Source organism: Litoribrevibacter albus (assembly GCF_030159995.1).
GTDB lineage: Bacteria > Pseudomonadota > Gammaproteobacteria > Pseudomonadales > Litoribrevibacteraceae > Litoribrevibacter > Litoribrevibacter albus.
Genome location: NZ_BSNM01000001.1, coordinates 1 through 26556, shown reverse-complemented (window position 1 = coordinate 26556; position 26556 = coordinate 1). Strand labels below are relative to the sequence as shown.

Genomic DNA, 26556 nt, shown 5'->3' with positions numbered 1-26556 from the left:
TACCGGGAGACTTCAATAATCCAGGCAGCGCGAATTAATGTGCGAACAGGAGGACGTATTAGCTGCCTGTCTTGATCGTTGTCCAGGTACGGTTCATCACTCGTTCGATCTTCTGAGGAAGCACTTCGAAGGTGAACAGTTTTGTACCTGCTGGTGGGTAGATGCCAGGGTGTTGAAGAATCTCTGGATCAATAAATTCCTTAGATGCCAGGTTAGGGCTGCCATACCAAACGTAGTTGGTGATGTCTGCACCGGTTTTAGGTTCCAGTACATAGTTAATCCATTGGTGAGCTTGTTCAACATTATTGGCGTCTTTTGGAATGGCCATCATGTCTGCCCACATTGCGGTGCCTTCTTTCGGAATGCTGTAGCCGACTTCAACGCCGTTTTCAGCTTCTTCTGCACGGGCTGCCGCCTGGAAAACGTCGCCAGACCAACCGATCGCGACACAGATGTCGCCATTAGCCAGATCAGAAATATAACGGGAGCTGTGGAAGTAAGTGACATCGTCACGGATTTTAAGCATCAGCTCTTGCGCTTTTTTGTAATCACCGGCTTTCTTGCTGTTCGGGTCAAGGCCAAGGTATTGAAGGGCAAGCGGTAACACTTCACTGGCGGAATCCAAAATGGCAATGCCACAGGATTTCAGTTTCGAGGTGTATTTCGGATCAAATAACAAATCCCAGCTGTCGGTCGGCGCATCTTCGCCCAAGACTTCGGTCACCTTTGCTACGTTGTAGCCGATACCGGTGGTTCCCCATTGATAAGGCACACCGTATTCGTTGCCCGGATCGTAGTTTTCCAGATTTTTCATCAGTTCAGGGTCAAGATTCTTCCAGTTAGGAATCTTGGATTTGTCCAGCTTCTGATAAGCCCCTGCTTTGATGTGACGAGCTAAATAGTCAGAGGTAGGAACCACGACGTCGTAACCGGACTGACCTGAAAGTACTTTTGCTTCCAAGACTTCATTGGAATCGAATACGTCATAGCTGACTTTGATGGACGTTTTGTCCTGAAATTTAGGAATCGTATCCTCAGCAATATAATCCGACCAGTTATAGATCTTCACGGCTGTTTCGGCCGCAAAGGCACTGGTAGCGGAGAGCGTACCTGCGACGGCGGTTGCCAGTGCTGCTCCTTTAAGTGTGTTGGATAGTACTTTCATGGTGGTTCCTCTTCCTAATGGAAATAATTGTTTTGATTATTAGGTTATTTCAATGTTTGCTTTTATTTTGGACCTAACCCGGTGGTGACAGGTTAGGTCGGATTCAAACCCTGTTAAATATGTTTTCTATCATTAAATTGATTTATTGCATATCTTTCAGTGTGTTATCTAATGCAATCTTAGTTGCTTTAATGATGCTGTCGATCTCTTCTTTGGTAATTACCAGCGGGGGAGAGAGCAACATGGTGTCGCCGGTGGCTCGCAGAATAAGACCTTGATCTAATGCGTGATCGCGACAGATGCTACCGACCTTGCCATTGCCCGGATAGCGCTTACGAGTGGCTTTGTCTTGCACCAGCTCAATTGCTCCAAGCATCCCTAATGTTCTGACTTCACCCACGAGAGGATGATCCGCCAAAGTTTGAAGTTGTTCCGCCAGATATGGACCGGTGTTTTGTTGGATGTTCTCGATGATCTTTTCGTCTTTCAGAATCCGAATGTTTTCCAGCGCAACAGCAGCACAGGTCGGGTGGCCTGAATAGGTAAAGCCATGCAGAAAATCTCCGCTTTCTTCCGACTTCAACACCTCTGCAACGCGGTCCGAAATGATCACACCGCCAATGGGGAGGTAGCCTGACGATAAGCCTTTGGCAATCGGCATTAAATCGGCCTTGATATTAAAGGTGTCACAGCCAAACCAGTTGCCTGTGCGACCGAAACCGCAGATCACTTCATCCACCACCAACAGAATGTTGTACTTGTCTGTTATGCGTTGAATTTCAGGCCAATAGGTAGCAGGAGGAATGATGACACCGCCAGCACCTTGTACGGGTTCTGCGATAAAGGCGGCTACGTTGTCTGCACCGACTTCGAGAATTTTTTCTTCCAGCGCTTTGGCGGCAATCAATCCGAAAGCATCCGGAGAAAGATCTTCACCTTCATCAAACCAGTAAGGTTGACGAATGTGTTCTATGCCTTGGATCGGTAGATCGCCTTGCTTGTGCATTGGCTTCATGCCGCCCAGACTGGTGCCCGCAACGGTTGAACCGTGATAACCGTTGTGACGACCGATGATGATTTTCTTCGTCGGTTGACCTTTGACATCCCAATAACGGCGTACCATACGAAACACTGTGTCGTTGGCTTCACTGCCTGACCCGGTGAAGAACACATTGTTCATATGTTCGGGGGCGATTTCGGCGATGGCTTTAGCGAGTTGGACGGTGGGTGGGGTAGAGGTGTTAAAGAATAAGTTGTAATAAGGAAGCGTTGCCATTTGTTTGGACGCCGCATCGATCAGCTCTTTACGTCCATAGCCCAGGTTGACACACCAAAGGCCGGCGAAGGCATCCAAATACCGTTTTCCTTGATCATCCCACACGTAGACACCGTCTGCTTTAGACATGATACGTGCCCCTTTGTTTTTCAGGGCGTGATTATCAACAAAGGGATGAAGAATGTGATTACTGGCATCCTGTTGAATCTGAGATTGACCTTCCACTGAGTTCTGGGCCGACGCTTGGTCGGACGTGGCGTCGCTTTTCACTGATTCATTTACTGCGTTCATGCTATCACTTTTAACTCACTGCTCGATTGATGAATGGTTATGCGTATTTTTCTCTGGATAATGATGAGTCTCGATTAAGAGCTCATCACACCGCACTTAATAGGTATTCACGTTCCCAGGAACTGATCACTCGCTTGAAGCCTTCGTATTCAGCCCGTCGGGTTCCAATGAAACCATCCACGAATTGATCACCTAAAATCTCACGGATTTCCTGACACTCGTCCATCGCATCCAGAGCAGCCTCTAGGTTGAATGGCATGCTGTCATCAGCTTCATTACCGGAACGGCCCTGTACCGGCTTTCTTGGCTTGAGGTCATTCATTATGCCCAAGTAGCCGCACAGCAGGTTGCCTGCCAGTACTAAATAAGGGTTGGTGTCCGCACCCGGCAGACGGTTTTCAACACGTCGTGCGTTTGGTGAGGCTGAAGGTACTCGTAAGCCAACCGTTCGGTTTTCTTCACCCCAATCGATGTTCACAGGTGCATTGCCATCTGCGCCTGGAAGGTAACGGCGATAGCTGTTCACGTTCGGCGCGAAGATCGGCATCATCTGGGGAATGTAGGTTTGAAGACCCGCGATGTAATTCAGGAAGAGAGTAGAGGCGGAACCGTCGGAATTTGAGAAGAGATTGTTACCGGTTTTAATGTCTGTGAGCGATTGGTGAATATGCATTGAGCTGCCTGGTTCACCGGAGATAGGTTTTGCCATAAAGGTAGCTCCTATCTTGTGTTTCAATGCCGCTTCCCGAACGGTGCGTTTAAAGACAAAGACCTGATCCGCAAGTTTGAGTGCATCACCGTGTCGGAAGTTGAACTCAAGTTGAGCGGCGCCTTCTTCATGGATCACCGTATCAATGTCGAGTCCCATGTCTTCACACCAATCGTAGATGTCTTCAATGATCGGGTCGAATTCGTTGGCTGCATCAATGCTGAAAGATTGACGGCCACTTTCTTGTCGACCGGAACGACCTACGGGGGGTTCGAGTGGTAGATCCGGATCGGTACACCGTTTGGTTAAGTAGAATTCAACTTCTGGCGCAACAATCGGTTGCCAACCTTTAGCTGCATATAAAGAGAGGACTTTTTTCAGTACGGCACGCGGTGCAAGCGGGATAAGGTTACCCATGGCGTCATAACAATCATGAATGGCCTGTGCTGACGGTTCCTGTGCCCAAGGTACGGTAAACATGGCATTTTCATCGGGCTTCAACACCATGTCGATGTCAGCCGGATCGAGTAGGCTGTAATACAACTCTTCATCGGGATAGTCCCCGGTTGCGGTTTGCAGCAGCACACTCTCAGGCAGACGAATACCGCCTTCAGCAATGAATTTTGACGTTGGCATGATCTTCCCTCGGGCGATTCCGGTTTGGTCCGAGGTAATACACTCAACTTCTGTTATTTTATTATCGTTAAGCCACTTCGTTATGTTTTTCATGGGATTACTCTTTATGCCACTTCTTGTGCGACTTCATATGCCAATTCTTGTGCGACTTCATATGTCACTATGTTAGTTCTCATCAGTTATCGTGCACGGCACGCGTCACCAAAGGCCTCAAAAATTGTTCGTTGAATCGGGTTTTCAGCTACTTTCCATTCCGGGTGCCATTGAACCGCCAGCCCGAAAGTCATTTGATCAACGCTGATTGCTTCCACCAGATTGTCATCAGCTCTTGCTTCGACCGTTAGACCTTCACCTACTTTATTAATGCCTTGTGAGTGAAGGGAATTAACTTTGATTTGTGTACGACCTGTGATTCTGTGCAGTAATCCGTCTTGAGTGACATTGACGTTATGAACATCACCGTACTGAATATCCAGCGGTTGATTTTTGTCTTCGCGATGATCGTTGTTGCCCGGGACTTCCTGAACGGCTTGGTATAAAGAGCCGCCGAGTGCAACGTTAATATCTTGCAGACCACGACATACTCCCAGTAGAGGAAGATCCGCTTCAATCAGCGAACGAATGGTTTGGAAGCTGAGTTCGTCACGTCGCTCATCGTAATCGTAGGGTTTATCGATTTTCTGCTCACCATAGTGTTTTGGGTCAACCATAGAGTAAGCACCGGTGAGGAACACTCCATCTAATCGACGAATCCACTGTTTGATGTCTTGATCGTCTTGGAGACAAGGAATCACAACGGGAATGACATCGGCAGCTTGGGAAAGTGCACGAAGGTATTTGTCGCCCGAGGTATGGAATATATGTGGGCCAATGATTTGAACATCACTGACAACGCCCACTAACGGTTTTAATTTTTGGTCGTTTTTATAGTCACTCATAAAGCCCCGTATGTAAGCTCAATTTTTAGGTTCCTGTAACCTTTAATTGTTAGGTTTTTGTAACCCTGGAAAGCTTATCTGTGTTTAAGGATTGTTTAACTTATACTACAGTGATATAAAATATTTCAAACGCTTTTTGCAAAATATTTTACAACTGTAGTTCAAAATTCTGTACAAATCATCTAATAATGAATGGAATAATTGAACGCTTGAGCGTTTGTTAAATCAATATAGGAGCCATTACTGTGCCAACTTCTCTGCCTCAAGAATCTCTCTTAAAAGAGCACTGTTATATCGATGGACACTGGGCTGACGCGATTTCAGAACGACGCTATCCAGTGGTGAATCCTGCGAATGGGGATGTCTTGGCAGAGGTGCCGGATTGCAGTGCTCAAGATACTGAACAGGCGGTGGAGAAAGCGCACCAAGCGTTTTTGACCTGGTCCAACACCACTTCGAAACACAGAAGCCAAATTTTGAGAAAGTGGTTTGACCTTATTATTGAACACCAACAAGCCATTGCGGAGCTTATGACTCAAGAGTGTGGTAAGCCCTTGTTCGAGTCGCTGGGCGAAGTCAATTATGGTGCATCCTTTGTCGAATGGTTCTCTGAAGAAGCAAAACGCGCGTATGGCGATATCATTCCAGCGCCTTTTGCAGACAGAAAAATTCTCGTTCAAAAACAACCCGTTGGTGTATGCAGTGCCATTACCCCCTGGAACTTCCCACTAGCCATGATTACTCGTAAATGTGCACCAGCTATCGCGTCGGGTTGTACGGTGGTGGTTAAACCGGCAGAGGCCACTCCACTCACGGCGTTGGCCTTGGCTGAGCTGGCTGAACGGGCTGGTTTACCTAGTGGTGTATTTAATGTGGTTACTGCTTCGCACGGGAAAGATGTGGGTGAAGTATTAAGTACGCATCCGCTCATTCGTAAGATTTCTTTTACCGGGTCTACTGGGGTAGGCAAGCTGCTGTTGAAGCAGAGTGCCGAGAGTGTGAAGCGGGTGTCGATGGAACTGGGCGGAAACGCACCGTTCATAGTGTTTGATGACGCCGATATGGATAAAGCCATTGAAGGCGCCATGGTGTCAAAATATCGCAACACTGGGCAAACCTGTGTCTGTGCTAATCGCTTCATCGTTCATGAAGATGTCTATGAAACGTTTACTCAACGTTTGGCAGAACGATCTGCCGCATTGGTGGTGGGCAATGGTATGGACGAAGGTGTTCAGCAAGGTCCATTGATCAATATGGCGGCGGTGGAAAAGGTGGATAGCTTAGTAAAGGATGCTGTCTCAAAAGGCGGCAAGGTACTGACAGGTGGGCAACCCCATGAGTTGGGTGGAACCTTCTATCAGCCCACTGTGTTAACTCAGTTAAGTCGCGATATGAAGATCGCGCAGGAAGAAATTTTTGGGCCGGTTTGTCCTGTCTTTAAGTTTCGTACTGAAGAAGAAGCCATCGAGATAGCTAATGACACGCCTTATGGCCTGGCGGCATATTTTTACAGTAATGATCAGTCACGTGTATGGCGAGTGGCGTCCAAACTGGACTACGGCATGATCGGCATTAATGAAGGCATTATTTCGACCGAACTGGCGCCGTTTGGTGGCATGAAAGAGTCTGGCATGGGCCGCGAAGGCAGCAAATACGGTTTGGATGAATATCTGGAAGTGAAATACCTCTGTATGGGTGGCCTAGACGTTTAGCCTGGAAGGTTAGCCAAGAGATGTAAACCGCATATTTTCGAATGAGTTCATCATCAGATGGATTCAAAAACACTGAATGGGATGAGATGTAATGAGTCGTTCTCAAGAAAGTTCTCTGCAGGCATCACAAGAAGCCTTGGATTTTTTATTAAAGCACCCGGAAGTGGAAACCATTGAATTGTTGGTGGCAGACCTCAATGGCGTGATCCGTGGTAAACGTATCGAGCGCAGTCTATTAAAGAAGGTCTATAAAAAAGGGTTTTATTTACCTGGTTCAGTGATGGCTCTCGATGCCACCGGCACCACAGTCGAAGAAAGTGGTTTGGGAATGGATGTCGGCGATTGCGACCGTTTATGTTTTCCCATTCCTGGAACCTTATCGATTGTTCCTTGGCATGACGGGGATCGGGCTCAAGCCTTGTGCACCATGTATGAAACTGACGGTACGCCATTCTTTGCGGACCCCCGACAAGTCTTGGTGAATGCAGTTAAGCGGTTTGAAGCCTTAGGCTATACCCCGGGGATTGCGCTCGAACTTGAGTTCTATTTGATTGATCCTCAAACCAACGAGCGAGGGCAGATTCAGCCACCGCTGATTCCGGGAACGGATCGTCGTATGAGTTCCAAGCAAGTGTATTCTGTGGATGACTTGGACGATTACGATTTCTTCATTCGCGATGTGATTACCACCGCGCAGGCTCAGAATATTCCAGCGGATACCGTGATTGCCGAGTATGCGCCCGGTCAGTTCGAAGTGAATTTGAATTACGGCAACGATATTTTGGCGGCAGCGGATCAGGCGGTACTGCTTAAACGTGTCATTAGCAGTGTGGCCAAAAAGTATGGAATGCAGGCTTCTTTTATGGCGAAGCCGTACATTGATGAGTCAGGTAATGGGCTTCATATTCATCTGAGTTTGATGGATTCTGAAGGCATGAATGTCTTTGCGGCGGATGACCCAACCACCAACCACTTATTAAAAAGTGCAGTTGCCGGATTGCTGGATATGGCTGATTCAACGCAAGCCTTATTATGCCCGAATGTGAACAGCTATCGACGCTTAGCCCCGGAAGCCTTTGCGCCGACTTCAAAAACCTGGGGCGTGGACAATCGTACTGTGGCGATTCGAATCCCTTCGGGCGGGAAGGAATCTACCCGTATCGAACACCGGATTTCTGGTGCGGATGCCAACCCGTATCTGGCAGTGACTACGTTATTGGCCGGGGTCGTTGAGGGGATCACTCAGGATATGAGTGCACCAGAGGTGGTTACGGGGAATGCTTATGAACAAGATCACAGCCATATTGCCGATAATCAGCGGGATGCTTTACGGGCCATGACGGCTGACCCTCGGGTTCTGGACTGGTTCGGTGCGGATTTCATTGAAATGTACGGGAAATGCAAGTGGTCGGAAGTTCAATTATTTGAACGTCAGGTTACTGCGATGGAGTATGAACTATTATTACCTTATACCTAATAAGCTAAGCTATTAGGTATGGACAATGATTTCTCGGAAAATTAGGTAATGACTCAGTTCGAAGACTTCGAAGCACTCATTGGGAATGCTAATGTCGGTATTCATTGCGTTGATAAAAATGGCTACATTATTTACGCCAATGCCCAGGAATTAGAGACGCTTGGTTATCAACGTGATGAATACATTGGTCATCATGTGTCGGAATTTGAAGTGGAGGAGGGAAGTCTTCAACAACTGATGTTTCTGCTTAATTCTATGTCTACTCTGGAAAACTACCCTTATAAAGTAAAAGGGAAAAACGGCATTAAGCACATTGTGTTTCATTCGAGTATCTACCAAAAGGAAGGGGAGTTTGTGCATACCCGTTGCTTTGGTAATGAAGTTGATCCTGCCATTTTTGAGGTGTATCAGCGCCTGCTTGCTCAGTAGAGCGTTCTGTCTGTTTATCCGTTTTTAGTGGTTTCTTTCGTTTGTCTTAGACATTCACAAGCAATTTGAGATATTTATTAGTACACTCCGCGTTTTATTTCGTTTGATCAACAGATAGTACTTTTATGTACAGGAGTGATTGTGAGCTGGACAACAGATCTTCTTGCCAATGAGCAACATCAACATACCTTGATTATTGACGGGGCTGAATTTGAAACCGTTAAGTCGGCCATTGTGCAATGTGCTGATAAAGCCTTCTCTATGTTTGATGAAACCGTATTGGATACATCGATGTTTTGTTTGTTTGAGTGGCAAGCGGATGAGGGAACCCTAACCGTCGTTGTAACTGACGAAACCAAGCAAAGTGAAGGTAAGCACAGAGTTTCGGTTGTATTGCCGGAATTGCGTGGTGAGCAGTCCGAAGATTTCCTGGAACCTGACTTTTTGGAAGATATGCAGGCGTTTATTAGAGACTACTTAACTACTTGTCTGCCTTTTTTGCAGTTCTCTCTGATTGCAGCCTTTTCGCTTGGTAATCGCCAAACGGTAAAAATGTTGTAAGCTTTTCCTTGTTTATGCCATCCAGTGCTTTTAATTTTAAGGACGATCATTTTAAAAGCACTAATTTTAAACGTGCTATTTTTAGAGGTGCTATCTTTAGAGACTCTATGTATAGAGCTTTTATGTATAGAGCTTCTATGTTTAGAGCCTCTATCTTCGGAAATTCTATCCGTAGACGCACTTACTGGGTGGCGTATTCGTAGAGATCATTAAAGGGAGGAGTGATGTTTATGAACCATATAAAAGCAATGCTTGTTAGCTTTTTTCTGTTCTTGACGGTATTCGCTTCTCCTTATCTTCAGGCCAAAGAAAATCAGATTTATCTTACCTCTTTAGAGTGGCCTCCTTATTCAGGTGCAGAACTTCCTGACGGTGGAGCGGCCATTTCCATTGCCAAAGCTGCATTTGAAGAAATGGGTTATGAACTGGTGGTTGAGTTTTATCCCTGGTCGAGAGCTTTGATCCATGCAAAAGACCCTGACAGCCCTTACGCCGGATACTTTCCTGAGTATTATTCTAAGGACAGGGAAGCTCATTATCTGTTTAGTAGAGCAATTGGTTCTGGCCCTTTAGGATTCGTCGAACAGGCTGAACATCCGATTAAGTGGAATTCACTTTCAGATCTGACCGCTTATACGATTGGTGTTGTCCGCGATTATGTGAATACGCCGGAATTTGATGTTGCGGTTTTAAACGGGCAGTTGTCAGTGCAGGAAGTATCAGCCGATGTGCAAAATATTTGGAAGGTACTGAATGGTAGAATTCCCTTGGCTGTGATTGATCGAAATGTGTTTGAGTATCTGGTGTACACAGATATGTCTCTGGCATTAGCTGATCAACAGGTTCGGATGAACCCAAAGTTATTGGACATCAAGGAGCTCTATGTGTGTTTTAACAAAGCTAAGAACGGGGCGCATTGGCAGAAAATTTTCAATGAGGGATTGTTGAAGCTGGATGTAGCCAAGATGATGTCAGACTATTTTGAAAAGATTGGCATTGAACGAAACTGACGGTATTACAACGTCCGTGTTTTATTTTCTCCTTTCTTCATTGTGTCTACTTTAGTATTCCGCTATCAAATTTTGCTCTGTCAGAAAAAGAAAAGGCCCGCCGAAGCGAGCCGTTTTCTGTCCCTGGAGCTTAACCTTCAATCATCGCGTTGATGATTTTGTTGAAGCTTGGGCTTGGGCGCATAACTTTAGCAGCCACATAATCATCTGGATGATAGTAGCCGTAAAGTTCAACTGATTTGCCTTGTGCTTTACTGAATTCCTGAACGATTTCTTCACGATCATCAGTTAGCTTTTCTTTCATTTCTTCAAACACGGCTTTCAACTCAGCGTCTTTGTCTTGACGGGCAAGTTCTTGTGCCCAATACAAGCAAAGGTAGAAGTGACTGCCACGGTTGTCCAAACCGCCCACTTCACGTTGAGGTGACTTATCACGCTCAAGGAAGTGACAGGTTGCATTGGTTAGCGTTTCCGCAAGAACCAAGGCTTTTTGGTTACCTGTTTTATGACCTAGATCTTCAAGTGACACAGTCAAAGCAAGGAATTCACCCAGTGAGTCCCAACGCAAGTGACCTTCTTCAGCAAGCTGTTGAGCATGCTTAGGTGCAGAACCGCCAGCGCCTGTTTCATACAAACCACCGCCAGCAAGCAGAGGAACGATTGAAAGCATTTTCGCACTGGTGCCCAGCTCAAGAATCGGGAACAGGTCAGTCAGGTAGTCACGAAGTACGTTACCTGTCACAGAGATAGTGTTTTCACCGTCTTTAACACGCTGAAGGGTGAAGCGGATGGCTTCAACCGGCTCCATGATCTTGATTTCAAGACCAGACGTATCGTGATCCTGCAAGTACTTGGTTACCAAGGTGATTAGGTTAGCATCGTGTGCACGGTTTTCGTCTAACCAGAAAATCGCTGGTTGGCCCGTTGCTTTCGCACGATTAACTGCCAGTTTAACCCAGTCCTGGATAGGTGCGTCTTTGGTCTGACACATACGCCAGATGTCACCTTCCTCAACGTCGTGAGACATTAGGGTTTCGCCTGCTTTGTTTACAACGCGAACCTGGCCGGCGTCTTCAAGAATAAAGGTTTTATCGTGTGAACCGTATTCTTCGGCTTTTTGAGCCATCAAACCAACGTTAGATACGTTACCCATGGTTTGAACATTGAAGGCACCGTTTTCTTTACAGAATTGAATGGTTTCTTCGAAGATACGAGAATAACAACGGTCAGGGATCATTGCTTTGGTATCTTGCAGACCACCGTCTGGACCCCACATACGACCAGATGCACGAATACACGCTGGCATAGACGCATCAACAATTACGTCGTTTGGAACGTGAAGGTTGGTGATACCACGGTCTGAATCCACCATTGCAAGCTCAGGGCGTACTTTATAAACCGCTTTGATGTCTGCTTTGATTTCTTTCTGCTTTTCAGAAGACAGAGTTTTAATCTTGGCGTATACATCACCGATGCCGTTGCTCGGATCAACACCAAGATCTGCGAACAGATCAGCGTACTTGGCAAACACGTCTTTGTAGAAAACAGATACCGCGTGACCAAACATCACAGGGTCCGATACTTTCATCATGGTTGCTTTCAAGTGAAGAGACAGTAATACGCCTTCTTCTTTAGCTGCATCGATTTCTTTTTCATAGAAAGCACGCAATGCTTTAGCGCTCATGCGCGAAGAATCGATCACTTCACCTGCTTGTAGTGGTGTCGATTCTTTAAGAACTTTAACAGAGCCGTCTTTGGCTACGAATTCGATTTTGACATCGTCTTCCGCTGGCATGATGACAGACTGTTCACTGCCGTAGAAATCATCCGCATCCATGTGTGCAACGTGAGACTTTGAATCGCTGCTCCACGCACCCATTGAGTGAGGGTGCGTTTGCGCGTATTGCTTAACCGGAGCCGCAACACGACGGTCAGAGTTACCTTCACGCAGTACCGGGTTTACAGCACTACCAAGGATCTTCTTGTAACGTGCCTGAACTTCTTTTTCTGACTCTGATTCAGCTTCTTTCGGATAATCAGGGATGTCGTAACCTTGCTCCTGAAGCTCAGTAATAGCTGCAATTAACTGAGGAATAGAGGCTGAAATGTTTGGAAGCTTGATGATGTTAGCTTCAGGAGTCTTCGCTAGTTCGCCTAGTTCAGCTAGATCGTCGGTCTGCTTTTGATCTTTGGTAAGATTTTCGGGGAAGGCTGCGATGATTCGTCCTGCAAGAGAGATGTCTCTCGTTTCTACTTTCACGCCAGCCGCTGTTGTAAAGGCTTGGATGATTGGTAGAAGGGAATAAGTTGCGAGAGCCGGAGCTTCATCCGTTTTGGTGTATATGATTTTCGAATTTTCGTTTGTCATTCTTCGTCCTGAATTGCTTATGGCTGAGAAATCAGGGGACTCAAATAAAAGACAACTTTTGGTCGTCCGATGCTAATTGAGCCTTTCTTCATTTAGTCTTTTGTTTGCGCGCAACAGTATACCAGAAGAAATGTTGCAATGAGATTGATATATTGAAGTGATTATAGACAAATTTCAGTGACTTGCTGGTTTTGTGCATTCTTGTAGTGCAAGCGTTGCAGCTCATTGGTGCGCCTTGATTATTTGTGATGTAATCTTGGGCGATTTTATGATTCAGCCTTAAAACAGAATAAAAATTCAAATGAAACAGACCAGTCTTCAATACAAGCTTATTTCGGCGCTGCTTGCGTGTTTTATTTATGGCAGTTGGGCCTACTATGTCAATTCTGGGAGCATTAATTCTGAAAGCCAGTGGGTCGACGGGCTTAATTCAGCCTTAGCTCAGGGGATTTCGAGCTTCTTTCTTACCCTTTCTATTGTGGTTGCTGTTACCTTTCTGTATCAAACTATTCGCGTTTCGGGTTGGTTGAAAGTCGTTATTCCGTCTTTGATTACATCCATTGCTGTGGCTGCGTTTTTGGTGACTGTACATTGGTGGATTGGTACTCGGCATATTTTGATCACGATTCTGCCTTCGATCATCGTCGCATCACTGTTTTGCTTGGTGACTGCAACCAAGTTGAAGAGGCTCAACCTGTCTGTTGATCAGCTATCCAATTAAGGCGATGCTGAAGTGGGCTTTCTAAAAATGTAGCTTCTCAAGATGGATTTTCTCAAAATGAACTTTCTTGAAGTTCTGATGTTTGAAAAGTGCTAATAATAAAACGGATCTGAAGTTTTTCAGACGATAAAATCAGCAAGGATTTTATGGATATTCTCTTATTTGCTTCTGGTGGCAGCATTAATCTGATCAAAGCTGAAATTATTGCTGCTGATGGACGCAAACATTCGCTTGGTCATAAAGAAAATGAACTGTTGCGCTTACTGGTGAATAACGCGCCTGACGTAGTTGATAAAAACACCATCACAGAACAGGTCTGGCAGCGACCTGTGATCAGCGAAAGTGCCATCAGCGTAACCATTGCCAAGTTAAGAAAGCTGCTCAAGCGGATTAGTGAAAGCGATATCGAAATCATTACTGCTAAAGGAATAGGGTATCGTTTGGTAGTGTCGCCGGAGGCATTAGTACCTTCTGATCTGGATGCTCCAGCACCAGAGAGTTCAGAAACCGATACTTCAGAATTGAGTCATGAACTTGCAGACGTAAGTTATGCAAAACAGGACCTCTTGTCTGCTGATGAAAAATCGGCGCTTCAGGAAATTCAATCTCCGTCTGATGACGCGTTGGATTGGGAAAAGGTTGATCAGAAAACGCGTCATTGGTTGCCGATACTGGCCGGCATTTTGAGCGTGATGAGTGTTATTGCCTGGTTGTCATTGAATTGGGTATACGACTTTACTGAATGTCGATCTCTAACCGATGCTGAACTCAAAGAGAATCAGGTCAGTGTTTCGATTGATCGTTTCTGTCGCTCAGAGATCAGTGAGCGTGACGCGTTGAAGGCGCTGGCTCAGGTTAAGAAAACTGCCTGGTTGGTGTTAGTTGATAAAAACGGAGGCGTGCGGGCGTATTCAGAAGAAGGAGTGATGTTGAAATGAGGATGAAGCTGCTTCTGGGGATGTTGGGTTTTGTACTTTTTACTTTATTGGTGATGAGTAAGGTGTTTTGGGATTCCTATTCTTGCGAATTTGAAATGCGTTTCCCTAACTCTAATTCAGTCGCCCGTTGTGAAGGGGGGATTTATGTTACGAACACGCGTCTTCAAAAGGGCGATGAAACGTACAAAATCAATACCGAAGCGCTCTATGTTCGGGTGTTCGATCGTATTCTTTTGCTGCCAATGGAAAAAGACATCGACGTTGAAATGAAAGGAAGTTTGGCTGTTTATGATGCTGAGAAAATTCGAACGCCTCAGCGAACTTTTGGCAATCAGCCGTATTCTTCTTTTACCTTATTGCGCGATGATCAGGATGCATTGATTGGTGTGGCGGTGTTTAGCGACCCGAACAGCATTTTTGTTCCTGTTTCTTTTATTAAGGGCTCGTTTTAAGCGATTCAGGAAAATGGTTCTGAGAGGGTGATTATGAAAGAGCCATCCTTGGCGTGTTCTTCCTTGATCGTTTGTTTTCCCTGACATCTCTTCCTGGCCATGACCGATTCCTCCCTGAATAAGTCATGGTTTTTCCTAAGAGTGAATAGAGTTCTTAAAATTTGTAGCTGTACTGCAAGCCAATCGTAGTGGCGGAGACTTCGGTTGAGGCTCTCATGTGAGCTGGATAGCCCTCAATGATTTCCATGGTTTCATCAATGTCTCCGTCTTCACCCATGATGTAGCTGACACCCAGATCAATCGTGGAGTTCTCTGTTGGCAGATAGCTAACCCCTGCAGAGATCCAGTGACGATCCGAATCAGGAATGGACAGCGAGGTTAATTCATCCGTTGGTGCAATGTCATACATGTAACCTGCGCGCAGTTGCCATTTTGGGTCCACGTAGTAAGTACCACCCACAGAGATGTGGCCTGCATCGCTCCATTGATACTCTTTGATGCTGGAATCCAAGCCGTCCGATGTCAGTGAGTCGAATTCAGACCATCTTACGTATTGTAAGCTGTAGTGCAGTGCAAACTCTGGTTGCAGCCTGTGGTAACCAGACAGCTCAATCATATCCGGTAGAGGAATGTTGATGCTGTCAGCGGTTTGGCCGCCCATGTTGACGTCGCCGTTGGCTTCCAGCTCCGGACTGAATCGATAAGATAGACCGATGCGGTTGTTGTCATCAAACTCATAGGCTAAACCGATATTGAACCCCAGAGCTTCACCATCTGCTTCAACGTCCAGTAATCCATCACCCCGATAGATCTCGCCAGAACCGTGAATGATGTCCAGACCTGCCCCCAGGCTGAGTTGATCATTGATTCGGTAGGCTGCTGAAAGGCCGAAGTTCACGCTCATCAGATTGGTATCGCCACCAAACTCCGGTGCCATGAAATCATCATCAAAGCTCACGTCTGTACCAAAGTTAGAGTAGGCGGAAGCTCCGAGCGTCCAATCTGTACCTTGAATCGGGTGCACGTAGTAAAAGTTTGGCACGATGGAGCTGCCACCAACGTCTTTGGCGCTGGTTTCTACTGAGTCACCTGAAATGGGTGTGTAAGTCGCTTCAGGAACATCCACGCTGGTGTCGATGTAAATGCCACCAAAAGACACTTCCGGGCTTTCAAAAAGCGACATGGCTGCCGCGTTCCTTGAAATGACCGAAGCGTTGTCTGCGATAATAGCATCCCCCGCAAAGGCCCGGCCTAAGCCGGTTGCCGATTGAGCATTAAGCTGGAAGCCAGCTGCAGTCGCTTGTTGAGAGATCAACAACATTGCACTTGAGATCGAGAAGTAACCAATTGATAGTTTGAACTTGTTCATAATTATTCTGCTCCCTCAACCGTGCTTGGATCTTTGATAATGATGCTTTGACCGTGGCTCTCTACCATCTCTGCAACCGCTGCTTGTTGCGTGTCTGTTGCGCTCCAGACGTGATCCATAACGTCGCCAGTTGGAATGGATGGTGCGCCACTTTCATCCATAGGGCCTTCGTATGGGAAGAGATATGTACCATGACCACCCACAGTCGCGTTGATGTAACCTCGAATGCCTTGCTCACCTGCAGGCGCTGCAACCGTTTCATTCGTCGAACCTGTTTCAGGGGTGATCTTGGTTAAGCCCAATGCTTTGATTAGAGGCTCTGTACCGACCAATGGGTTATTCGGGCTGCTGTTCGGGATAACGAAGTCCGACATGTATTCACCCACTTGGCAGCCATCCTCGCCACAACTTCCTTTTGCTTGAATAAGTGTGGTTAGCTGTTGATTCTCACGTTGAATCTGAGTGTGGTTGGCCGGGTCGCCACTGTCGATGGTGGTTTGAACCGCTTGAAGCAAACCTGGCAGGATCAAACCGTAGATTTCATCTTCCAACATGGTGACCAGCTCAGCATTTTGATCAACCTGAACGAATTCATTAAGCGCCGTGATGCATTCTTCGTTGGTTGAGCTTGAAGTACATTGATCGGGAATCACACTCTCCGCAATGCCGCGCTGTACGTCTGGTGATTTCTTGATTTTGTACTCAGTCTCTTCACCTAGATGGTTCGATTCCAGCATGATGCCGGTTAGGCCTTGCCCTGGAACGACGTAGTTTACGGTTTTAAATACAAAGTCTTTGTTGCCATCACCAAAGTCCTGCGATTGCTCGCCGACCATCACCGACATAATACCGCCCAGTGATTGACCAATCAGATGAACACCTTGGTTCTCATCTGCCCATTCAACATTTTTTAGTGCGTAACGAAGACTCAACTGATCAATAATGGCCTGATGCAAGTTACTGCGTAGCGTCAATGGTGACGTAATGTTTACAAAATAAGAGCTGTCGGTTTCTGCGCTGATAACAATGTCATTGCCATCCGCGTCTTTATTTACTGCTTTCAGGGCGCGTTCACCGTGATAGATCTGGTCAATGGCAACGACGAGATAGCCTTTCTTGGCAAAGTCTTTTGCCATTGTTGTTGCGTTCTCTTTTTTCCCTGTGATGCCATGAACGAACATTGCGACAGGTAATGGTTCTCCAGTCCAGTTGGCAGGCGAATAGATAAGTACAGGAACTTCAATTGACGCTACTTCTACTGGCATTGGGTTGTCTTTGGTCAGGTGTTTTCCGTCTTCTGACTTCATCCACTTGTAGAGATCAGGGCAGTTCGGGATCGGGTCGTAAGGATCTACAACACAGTCTTCTTTGATGCCGTTGTCATCCTCTCCATCGAGAGAATCTACAAAAGGAACATAAGATGGCAACTTAAGTGTTGTGCTGTAAGTGTCATATTTGGTTTTGCTGTCGGATAGCTTTAGAAGCTCTCCATAACTTGCACCCAAGATTTGAACCGTAGCATCGCTGATGTTGTCTCTCATTGCTCTTAGAATCGGATGCACGCTTTGAGTGGTGAACTGCGCTGCATACACCAGATTACCTACGCCACCGGCTGCTTCGAATGCTTTTTCTGCTTCGAGAATCTGTTGTTGGATGTTTTGCTCTTTTTCAGGCAGTGCTTCGGTATCGGCAATACGGATGCGTGTGAAGTTGCTGTCTGCTTCTAGTGATAGTCCGTCCTTAGTTAACACTCGGTCGCTGACGGTAATGTAATAAACACTTTCGTCGTCCAACACTTCCAATGGTTTGATTTCGATGTTGCTACCCGTTGAAACCACTTCAATAGAAACAGGCTTATCTGATTGGGTCAGCCCGTTGTCTTTGATCAGCATGACATTATCTTTCAATGTTGCCTGATTTAACGGGTATCGCTCTGAGGTGTTGCGATTGGCAATAGGGATTTGAATGACAGTGGACATTCCCCAGCCATCTAACGCACTCATAGAGGTTTCATAGCTTTGATAATAAGCGTCTGTTTCGTTTGCGTAGTAGTTACTTAATTGAGGCTCGCCAGGAAGTGAAATGGTGCCGTCTTCATCATAGCCATAACCGTCGTTTGGTACTGGCAAGGCTGACACGTCATAAGGAATAAAGGTCTCTTCTACAATGCCATCGGACCCACCTGAGCTGGATGAGTCATCTGAGCAGCCATACAAAAAGGCCATGGGTAGTCCGATGATTCCAAGCAATGCCGCTTTGGATTTTTGAGTCGGTTGGTTTGTTCTTGAATTTATTACCATCCTACGATCCTTACACTATTTATTAATTTCAGTGGATTAATTTCAGTGGATTAAATTGAATGGCCAGATTCAGCGCTTTCCCTTGTAGAAGCTTTCTCTTGTTAGAGGTATCGATCTGGCCAAAAAATATTTTCTGCAAGCCAATGGGTTTTGGTTTTGTTGGCTCGTTGTTTATGAAATCTATAGTGAAGAGGAGGGTGGTAAATCCCTAATTAATAAACGCTAAAAAACCCTAAGTTTATGAATTTAAAGAAATTATTATGGTGTTCTGAAAGTGTTGTTTAGGGTTGTTTAGAGTAAAAGCTCAGTGTGGTTTTTCAGGATTTTAAGATTTGAAAAGCGTTTCGAGATTTTGCTCAGGGGGTTTAATGAGGGTTTCGATGAGGGGGAGAGCGTTTTAGTGGTTTGTATTGGTTTTTTGAGCAGTATTTTTTGACTCATACTGCTCAGGTAAAGTTAAGAGGTGCGTATTAAAAGAGGGGCTTACAAAAAGAGGATTAGTAAAAACGAGGTTGTTAATAATCTCCTTAGTCTCTGTTCCTGCTTCGCTCGGCCGGAACGTATAACTGTTCCAATAAATATTGTTTAAAGCTCTCTGCGTAATCTTGCTGATCGGCAGCGACTTTCATGCAAAGCAACCAGGCATCCCGTTCTGCCGGGCCGATTTCCAAATGTCGATGCGCGACCGGAATCCGAATCGAACCGTATTTTTCACTGAACAGCTTTGGCCCACCCAGCCAACCGCACAGAAAACGAGTGAGTTTGTCTCGGGATTCTGTCAGATCTGCTGGGTGCATTTCACGGATGGTTTTGGCTTCAGGAAGCGTTTCCATGGCATCGTAAAAGTGGTCAACCAGTTGTTTGATGCCTTCAAATTCACCGGCTGCTTTATAAGAGGTATCTTGATGACCGTATCGAAGTGTTTCAGAGGTCGGAGTTTGCGGGGATGTATCTGTCAAAACGAGCTTACCTACTGCGAAATTGTGGTTCAGACGCCTATCATACTTGATTAAGCGGCGAATTGATCTCAAACAACACATGAAAAAGCTGAAAAAATCACGTAGAATACGCCGCACCATTTTTCCGTGGTTTTGAATTTAAAATATTTCATTACTACTTAAAGCGATGCTTTTTTGACACAGACAAACATTTAATTGTCTGTGTGAATGAAGATTCCGTTCTGCGCGGCTCATCGAATTAACTCTAAAGGTATAGGGAAACATGACTGATCGTATCCAGGTTGGCGGCCTTCAAGTCGCTAAAGAGCTTTATGATTTCGTAAACGAAAAAGCGATTCCAGGTACTGGCGTTGACCAAGAAAAATTCTGGTCTGAGTTCAGTGCAATTGCTAACGAATTAGCTCCAAAGAATAAAGCACTTCTAGCTAAGCGTGATGATCTTCAAGCGAAAATCGACGCATACCACACTGAGCGTAAAGGTCAGCCTCTTAACTTCGCTGAATACAAAGCGTTCCTACAAGAGATCGGTTACCTTGTAGAAGCTGGTGAAGACTTCGACGCAACTACTGCAAACGTTGAACCTGAAATTGCTGAAATGGCGGGTCCTCAGCTTGTAGTACCTGTAATGAACGCGCGTTTTGCATTGAATGCATCTAACGCTCGTTGGGGTTCTCTATACGATGCGCTTTACGGCACCACTGTTATCTCTGAAGAAGACGGTGCTGAGAAAGGTAAAGGCTATAACAAAGTACGTGGTGACAAAGTTATCGCTTACGCTCGTGGCGTTCTAGACATAGCGGCTCCTCTAGCGAACGGTTCACACGTTGGTTCTACTAAGTACGCAATCGAAGCTGGTAAGTTGGTTGTTACTTTGGCTGACGGTTCTACTTCAGGCCTGAAAGAAGAAGAGAAACTAGTGGGTTACACTGGTGATGTTGCAGCGCCAACGTCTATCCTTCTTAAAAACAACGGTCTGCACTTAGAAATTCAAATCGATGCAGACAGCCCAATCGGTTCTACTGACGCAGCTGGCGTTAAAGACGTAGTGATGGAATCTGCATTGACCACCATCATGGACTGTGAAGACTCGGTTGCTGCTGTTGACGCTGAAGATAAAGTGATCACTTACGGTAACTGGTTGGGTCTGATGAAAGGCGACCTTGCTGAAGAAGTGACTAAAGGTGGCAAGACCTTCACTCGTACTATGAACGCTGACCGTGAGTTCACTGGCCTTGACGGCAACTCTTTCTCTTTGAAAGGCCGTTCAATGCTATTCGTTCGTAACGTTGGTCACTTGATGACTAACCCTGCGATCCTTCTTGAAGATGGTTCTGAAATCCCAGAAGGCATCATGGACGGCATGGTTACTACCTTGATCGCGATCCATGACTTGAAAGGCAACAGCCCATTCAAGAACTCAACCACTGGTTCTGTAAACATCGTTAAGCCTAAGATGCATGGCCCTGAAGAAGTTGCGTTCGCTAACGAACTGTTTGGTCGTGTTGAAGATGCACTTGGTCTACCGCGCTTCACTATGAAGATGGGTATCATGGACGAAGAGCGTCGTACTACCGTTAACTTGAAAGAGTGTATCCGTGCTGCGAAAGACCGTGTTGTATTCATCAACACTGGCTTCCTAGACCGTACTGGTGACGAGATTCACACTTCTATGTTGGCTGGTCCGTTCGTTCCTAAGACTGTTATGAAGCAGCAAACTTGGATCAACGCATACGAAGACTGGAACGTAGACACTGGTCTTGAAACTGCACTTCAAGGTCGTGCTCAAATCGGTAAAGGCATGTGGCCTATCCCTGATGAAATGGGCATGATGATGGAGCAGAAAATCGGCCATCCTAAAGCCGGTGCTAACACGGCTTGGACTCCGTCTCCAACGGCTGCGACGCTTCACGCGATTCACTACCACATGGTTGACGTATTTGCTGTTCAGAACGAGCTTAAGTCTCGCGAGCACGCAAACGTAGACGACATCCTAACCATTCCTCTAATGACTGAGGAAGAAGTTAAGGCGTTGACACCTGAGCAAATCCAAAACGAAATCGACAACAACTGTCAGGGTATCCTGGGTTACGTTGTTCGTTGGGTTGACCAAGGTGTTGGTTGTTCTAAAGTACCTGACATCAACAACGTTGGCTTGATGGAAGACCGTGCAACACTACGTATCTCTTCTCAGCACGTAGCGAACTGGTTAGAGCACGGCGTTTGTACTCAAGAGCAAGTTGAAGAAAGCTTGAAGCGTATGGCTGCAGTCGTTGATGGCCAGAATGCTGGTGACCCAGCGTACATCAACATGGCGCCTAACTTCGACGGTATCGCGTTCCAGGCAGCGTCTGACCTTATCTTCAAAGGTAAAGAGCAGCCAAGCGGTTACACCGAGCCTCTACTTCACGCTTACCGCTTGAAGTTCAAAGCTGCTAAGTAATTTCGACAGAAATTAATTAGTTATTGCTTTAAAGAAACCCTGGCTTCGGCTGGGGTTTTTTTGTGTCTATAAGAAAGAGCCAATATTGTATCGGTTCTTATCTTTGAAGAGGGCTAATTACACCATAAGCCCCTTGATTAACTACGTGTGTATAGATTTCTGTGGTTTCTACTTTTGAATGGCCTAACAATTTCTGAATGGTTCTGATGTCATAGCCTTGCTGCAATAAAGACGTCGCAAAACTGTGACGGAAGGTATGACAACTCGCATGTTTGTTAATACCTGCGGAGTGTATCGCTCGTTTCACGGCTTTTTGGATGCTTCTATCCATAATATGATGTCTTCGTTTCTTCTTTGATCTCGGGTCTATAGATAAATTTTTGGCAGGAAACAAATATTGCCACGCCAGCGACTTTGCTGATGATGGATATTTAATGGCTAAGCGATCCGGCATATAAACTTCACCGTAACCAGCGGCTAAATCTATTTGGTGTTGATGCTTTACATGCTCAACTTGATTAGTCAGCTCTGATGTAATGGCAGACGGGAGTAGAGTAGTTCTGTGCTTACCACCCTTGCCATCAATTATTGAAATAATGTTCATTCCAAAATCAATATCTTTCACTCGTAACCGTAAACACTCGGAGACCCTTAGGCCACTGCCAAACATAAGCTGTGCCATTAACTTATAGCTACCGTCAAGATTATCAATGACTGAAAATGCTTCTTCTTTTGTAAATACAACAGGGATTCTTCTGTGTTTAGTTGAGTGTCTGAATACCAGATTTTTCACTTCTATTCCTAGGAACTCCCGATAGAGAAACACTAAGGCATTTAATGCCGTCCGTTGGGTGTTTTTAGCAGCGTTCAAGTTAATGCCTAAATGATCTAGGAACGCTTCGATATGAGCCTCGTTGAGATCTTTTGGGTGCTTTTTATCGTGAAAGCGTATGTATTGCAGAACCCAGCGAACATAGGTTTGCTCTGTTTTATATGCCAAACCACGTTTGCGTATGAAATATCTCAATTGATCTATAAAGCGGGTCGGCCTAGTTGGAATTTGTTTTGGTATGTCTTGCATGGGTAATCTCAATATGTCTGTGTTTTTATACAGTTAAATCAAGATGCAAACAGGTGTAAATACGGAAAATATCCGACCTACTGACGCTTTTTGGGTGTGGCTAAATCATAAGGTTATGAAAATAAAAGGGAATTTATTTTTTTGAACGCTTTTTGGGAATGTACTAATTACATACTGAAGACGCACTTTGGGGATGAAGCATTTGTATTTATGTATTAAGTTGTTGTTTTGTAGGGAAATGCGTAAGAGAATGAGACGCAAAATTGGAAAAACTGATCTGCGTCCATGGGACGCAGAATTCGCTGTTAGCTGTACAGATATATGAATGATAAATTTATACAAGAAGCAGAGGATGATGATTTCCTTTTAATTGATGGATGTATTCTGTCTCGTGCATATATTCCTGAAAATGATGCTGTTAAATGCCACTCATGTCAGTCGACTGCAATATATCAGGAAACATTTGATGCTTACTTTTGTGCATATTGTAATATTTGGCTAGAGAAAAAGTGTGGTGATCCTGATTGTGATTACTGCCCCAAAAGGCCTGAGAAACCACTGCCAAACGAAAACGAAAGGAGGCGCTTGCGTAATGCTAAAGATAAAATCGTATACCCTCCTGAATGAGACAGCTAACAAGCGTATGTTGCATCAGCCACTGCGTGGCTTGGACGGTTTTTCCGCTCGTGCCTCGCTACCAAACCGCCGCAAATACGGGCGTTAGCTGATAAGGAGATGCCGCATTGGATAACCCAGACACATTAACTCCTAAGGAAATTGCTCAACCCGAGTCAACGGTAAATTATCCTGTTTTTCAGACCTTAATATCTTTTATATTGATATTTATGCCAACTCTATTTATTTATAGTTATACAGAGGAAAATGTAGCTTTCTCAACTCTATTCGTGGCAGTCTTCTCTTTTGGTATTGCTTTTATTTTTTCGTTAAATCTAGTTAGCTTATTGTGCGCTGTTTTAGTTATATCTATTAAAAAGAAATCAAAATTCAGGCCAGCATATTACAAAGCTCTACGTTGGGCTTATTATATTCCGTATCTTTTCTTTTTGATTCTGATGTACTTCGTTGGTACTCATTATTTTAGAAATCTTTAGCATCTGCCCAGCTAACAAGCTGGTGAAATTCGCTCGGGAAAGAAATCCCTCGCTGGACTCGCTAGCGCTCGCCATTTACCAAAACGTTAGTACTGTATGAACTGGAATCTATTTAAAGAGAGAACCCAAAAGCTTTGGTTAGATAAAGATATCTACTCGAATGTCAGCGGATATCAAATTCAGCCAGGAACGACTTGGAACGAGGGGTTAAGTAAAGAAGAGATTCAATCGTTTGAAAGTATCGTTGGATTTACTTTTCCAAACCAGTATAAGGAAATGCTGAGTACCTTAAATGGGTTTGATCGTGAATGTATCGCGGTTGAGTATGATGATGAAGAAAACGAAGAAGAGTTTTTTGATCATAGGTTTTACTTGATGCCTGACCATTGGAATAAAGCGCAGTGGTTGATTGATGAAATATCTGAAAACAAAAAATATGTATTTAAGGCACTAGCAGAATTTCCTGTTAGTAGCATTGTGGGCTTTATACCAATATATGGTCATCGCGCAATGGTCGTATTTGAAGACTCCTCTTTAAGTCCTGTCATTTCAGTGTGGGGTAGCGACATTATCCTGTATGGGAAAGATTTATATACGTATTTAAATAAAGAGTTTATCGAGCGTGAGTACTAACAAGTTGGTGAAATTCGCTCGGGAAAAAGACGCCCTCGCTGGACTCGCTAGCGCTCGCCATTTACCAAAACGTTACATTTTTTAGAGAGTTCAGGGTGAATCAGCCATTCATTTATAATACTTTATTCTTTATTGAAAATAGTGACCTTCATCTAATGCTTCCTAATATTGATCATTTAAATGTATCTGAAGATGGAGGGGTTGGAATATCGATAGAATTATCGGATTCGTTATGCAAAAACAGATTAAATGGTAACTGGTTTCTAACTCAGTCTATATTTTTCTCTCTTCTGGATTCTATTATTGATTTAAATAGTCCAAACCTTGAGGGTGCTTCATTTAAAAGAAGGTATGAAGATTTAGATCAGAGTAGTCCTAAAAAACTAGTATTTAAGGAGCTGTATAGAGTTGTAAAACTCATTAGAAATACAATAGTTCACCAAAAAAGCGCCATTGATAGTAATGAAAACGGGTTATCAATAAGTTATACAAACACTAGGGGAACACAGTTCAGTTTTTGTATTACTAATTTAGGTGTCAGGCTGCTACATACGGTCTGTTTTCTGGTGTGTAAAACCTTCAAGCAAGACAGTTTTTACATTGAATATATAATTAATTCATACTATGAATTAATGTTGTCAGAAATCTCTGGTATGTCCGATGAGTTTGGAAGTAGTTTAAATAGAAATAATGGTTTGGATAAGCTCCCATCAACCTCAATTTATAGAGTTAGAGATACCAAATACACCTTTAGTGGCGAGAACCAAACATATTTCGTATCAACCCTTGCTAGAGCTAAGCGTGATCCGAACCGAGCTTACGAGTATATAATTAAAGTTCAATCAAGTTTATATATTGTTCCTCATGAGAGAATAAGTGAAAATGGGGCGATAACAAAAGAGGAAATAGACAAGTGGCTAGTAAAGCCAACTGACTATCTTGCAGAAAAAATGTAACAAGTCAAAGCACGCGGACGCGGTAAAGTCGTCACCTTTTGTGCAAAAAAACGCACAAAAGCCGCCAACTTTTCCACGCCGGTGTTTGAGGCGTTCAGGCTGTAGAAAAACCCTAACATCCCTCTCTTTTTGATAAAATTCAGGCATCAAACAAGGATTGTGCTGATGCCTAAATTTAAACCCTACAACCACGATCAAGCCGCGATGGTGGTAATCAACTTTGAAGATCAAATCCAACCCGGTACTTTCGAATACGCTATTCATTATCTGATCGAACATAAACTAGATTTGTCGGTCTTCTTTCCTAATTATCATAATGATCAAACGGGCCGGCCAGCTTACGATCCGGCCATTTTGTTAAAGATCATTCTGTTCGCTTATTCCAAAGGCATTACCTCAAGCCGAGAGATCCAATGGTGTTGTGAAACCAACATCATTTTCAAAGCCCTGTCCTGTGATAGCGTGCCTCACTTTACGACGATTGCTAACTTTGTAAGCAGCCATGCAGAAGAAGTTGAGTCCTTATTTGAACAGGTATTATTGATCTGTGATCAGCAAGGATTGTTAGGTAAAGAACTGTTTGCGATTGATGGCTGTAAGATGCCCTCGAACGCTTCAAAGGAACACTCTGGTACATTTAAAGAGTTGGCTGAGAAACGTGATAAGCTCAGGCGTCAGATTAATTATCATCTAAAAGAGCATCAACGATTAGACGCTCAGACGGTACAGGATGAAGCCCGTTTAAAACGTATTGAACAAACCCTCTCGACCCTGGATAAGGCCTCTGATCGGATTGATCTATTCCTGAAAACTAACGAACCAAGAATGGGGCGCGGTCGAACTCGCAAAGAAGTAAAAAGTAATATTACCGATAATCAAAGTGCCAAGATGAAGACCAATAAAGGTGTGATTCAAGGTTATAACGGGGTGGCGACGGTCGATAAAAAACATCAGATTGTGGTGGATGCTCAAGCCTTTGGTGAAGGACAGGAACATCATACCTTGAAGCCGGTTTTGGAACGT

General features: G+C 44.7%; 22 protein-coding genes. 13 read left to right on the top strand and 9 right to left on the bottom strand.

The features are described 5' to 3' along the window. Nucleotides 1–58: 58 nt before the first annotated feature. The 4 genes from QQL66_RS00110 to QQL66_RS00095 form a co-directional block, all read right to left on the bottom strand. Complete coding sequence (locus tag QQL66_RS00110) at nt 59–1165, bottom strand: polyamine ABC transporter substrate-binding protein (protein ID WP_284377324.1); 1107 nt, start codon at nt 1163–1165, stop codon at nt 59–61. 142 nt (nt 1166–1307) lie between these two features. Then, nucleotides 1308–2732 (bottom strand): aspartate aminotransferase family protein, encoded by a 1425-nt coding sequence (locus tag QQL66_RS00105; RefSeq protein ID WP_284377322.1) that lies wholly within the window; start codon nt 2730–2732, stop codon nt 1308–1310. A gap of 85 nt (nt 2733–2817) precedes the next feature. Beyond that, nucleotides 2818–4170: a glutamine synthetase family protein gene (locus QQL66_RS00100; protein ID WP_284377320.1), complete on the bottom strand. Its 1353-nt coding sequence runs from the start codon at nt 4168–4170 to the stop codon at nt 2818–2820. Nucleotides 4171–4256: 86 nt separating this feature from the next. Continuing rightward, on the bottom strand, nt 4257–5015 hold the full coding sequence (locus QQL66_RS00095; protein WP_284377318.1) for a gamma-glutamyl-gamma-aminobutyrate hydrolase family protein: 759 nt from the start codon (nt 5013–5015) through the stop codon (nt 4257–4259). A 245-nt stretch (nt 5016–5260) separates the two neighbouring features. Between QQL66_RS00095 and QQL66_RS00090 the strand changes: the two genes are divergently transcribed. From QQL66_RS00090 to QQL66_RS00070, 5 genes are all read left to right on the top strand, one after another. Continuing rightward, entirely contained in the window at nt 5261–6727 is a 1467-nt protein-coding gene (locus QQL66_RS00090) for an NAD-dependent succinate-semialdehyde dehydrogenase (protein ID WP_284377316.1), read from the top strand. 91 nt (nt 6728–6818) lie between these two features. Beyond that, nucleotides 6819–8204, top strand: coding sequence for a glutamine synthetase family protein (locus tag QQL66_RS00085; protein ID WP_284377314.1), 1386 nt, complete (start codon nt 6819–6821; stop codon nt 8202–8204). Between the two features lie 48 nt (nt 8205–8252). After that, on the top strand, nt 8253–8633 hold the full coding sequence (locus tag QQL66_RS00080; RefSeq protein ID WP_284377312.1) for a PAS domain-containing protein: 381 nt from the start codon (nt 8253–8255) through the stop codon (nt 8631–8633). Between the two features lie 141 nt (nt 8634–8774). Next, a complete protein-coding gene (locus QQL66_RS00075; RefSeq protein WP_284377310.1) occupies nt 8775–9194 on the top strand; it encodes a hypothetical protein in 420 nt (139 codons plus the stop codon). Nucleotides 9195–9424: 230 nt separating this feature from the next. After that, nucleotides 9425–10204, top strand: a complete 780-nt coding sequence (locus tag QQL66_RS00070) for a substrate-binding periplasmic protein (RefSeq protein ID WP_284377308.1) — start codon at nt 9425–9427, stop codon at nt 10202–10204. 130 nt (nt 10205–10334) lie between these two features. Here QQL66_RS00070 and QQL66_RS00065 read toward each other — a convergent pair whose 3' ends face one another. Beyond that, complete coding sequence (locus QQL66_RS00065) at nt 10335–12572, bottom strand: NADP-dependent isocitrate dehydrogenase (RefSeq protein ID WP_284377307.1); 2238 nt, start codon at nt 12570–12572, stop codon at nt 10335–10337. 301 nt (nt 12573–12873) lie between these two features. Here QQL66_RS00065 and QQL66_RS00060 point away from each other — a divergent pair, with 301 nt between their 5' ends. The 3 genes from QQL66_RS00060 (at nt 12874) to QQL66_RS00050 (ending at nt 14683) form a co-directional block, all read left to right on the top strand. Beyond that, complete coding sequence (locus QQL66_RS00060) at nt 12874–13293, top strand: hypothetical protein (RefSeq protein ID WP_284377305.1); 420 nt, start codon at nt 12874–12876, stop codon at nt 13291–13293. A 146-nt stretch (nt 13294–13439) separates the two neighbouring features. Continuing rightward, a complete protein-coding gene (locus QQL66_RS00055) occupies nt 13440–14231 on the top strand; it encodes a winged helix-turn-helix domain-containing protein (RefSeq protein WP_284377303.1) in 792 nt (263 codons plus the stop codon). Then, nucleotides 14228–14683, top strand: coding sequence for a hypothetical protein (locus tag QQL66_RS00050; RefSeq protein ID WP_284377301.1), 456 nt, complete (start codon nt 14228–14230; stop codon nt 14681–14683). The genes QQL66_RS00055 and QQL66_RS00050 overlap by 4 nt, the downstream gene beginning before the upstream one ends. Before the next feature lie 154 nt (nt 14684–14837). Here QQL66_RS00050 and QQL66_RS00045 read toward each other — a convergent pair whose 3' ends face one another. From QQL66_RS00045 to QQL66_RS00035, 3 genes are all read right to left on the bottom strand, one after another. After that, a complete protein-coding gene (locus QQL66_RS00045; RefSeq protein ID WP_284377299.1) occupies nt 14838–16052 on the bottom strand; it encodes an outer membrane protein transport protein in 1215 nt (404 codons plus the stop codon). A gap of 2 nt (nt 16053–16054) precedes the next feature. Beyond that, nucleotides 16055–18352, bottom strand: coding sequence for a hypothetical protein (locus QQL66_RS00040; protein ID WP_284377297.1), 2298 nt, complete (start codon nt 18350–18352; stop codon nt 16055–16057). A gap of 527 nt (nt 18353–18879) precedes the next feature. Further along, complete coding sequence (locus QQL66_RS00035; RefSeq protein WP_284377295.1) at nt 18880–19311, bottom strand: group II truncated hemoglobin; 432 nt, start codon at nt 19309–19311, stop codon at nt 18880–18882. Between the two features lie 262 nt (nt 19312–19573). Between QQL66_RS00035 and QQL66_RS00030 the strand changes: the two genes are divergently transcribed. Beyond that, the gene (locus tag QQL66_RS00030; protein ID WP_284377293.1) at nt 19574–21751 is read left to right on the top strand and encodes a malate synthase G; all 2178 of its coding nucleotides are present in this window, start codon (nt 19574–19576) and stop codon (nt 21749–21751) included. 97 nt (nt 21752–21848) lie between these two features. Here QQL66_RS00030 and QQL66_RS00025 read toward each other — a convergent pair whose 3' ends face one another. Beyond that, the gene (locus QQL66_RS00025; protein WP_284377292.1) at nt 21849–22832 is read right to left on the bottom strand and encodes an integron integrase; all 984 of its coding nucleotides are present in this window, start codon (nt 22830–22832) and stop codon (nt 21849–21851) included. Nucleotides 22833–23153: 321 nt separating this feature from the next. Here QQL66_RS00025 and QQL66_RS00020 point away from each other — a divergent pair, with 321 nt between their 5' ends. The 4 genes from QQL66_RS00020 to QQL66_RS00005 all read left to right on the top strand — a co-directional run. After that, nucleotides 23154–23459, top strand: a complete 306-nt coding sequence (locus QQL66_RS00020; RefSeq protein ID WP_284377290.1) for a hypothetical protein — start codon at nt 23154–23156, stop codon at nt 23457–23459. Nucleotides 23460–24040: 581 nt separating this feature from the next. After that, on the top strand, nt 24041–24577 hold the full coding sequence (locus tag QQL66_RS00015; RefSeq protein ID WP_284377288.1) for an SMI1/KNR4 family protein: 537 nt from the start codon (nt 24041–24043) through the stop codon (nt 24575–24577). A 95-nt stretch (nt 24578–24672) separates the two neighbouring features. Then, the gene (locus QQL66_RS00010; protein WP_284377286.1) at nt 24673–25533 is read left to right on the top strand and encodes a hypothetical protein; all 861 of its coding nucleotides are present in this window, start codon (nt 24673–24675) and stop codon (nt 25531–25533) included. A gap of 165 nt (nt 25534–25698) precedes the next feature. Further along, nucleotides 25699–26556: transposase (locus QQL66_RS00005; RefSeq protein ID WP_284377279.1), on the top strand; the 858-nt coding region annotated here is incomplete at its 3' end.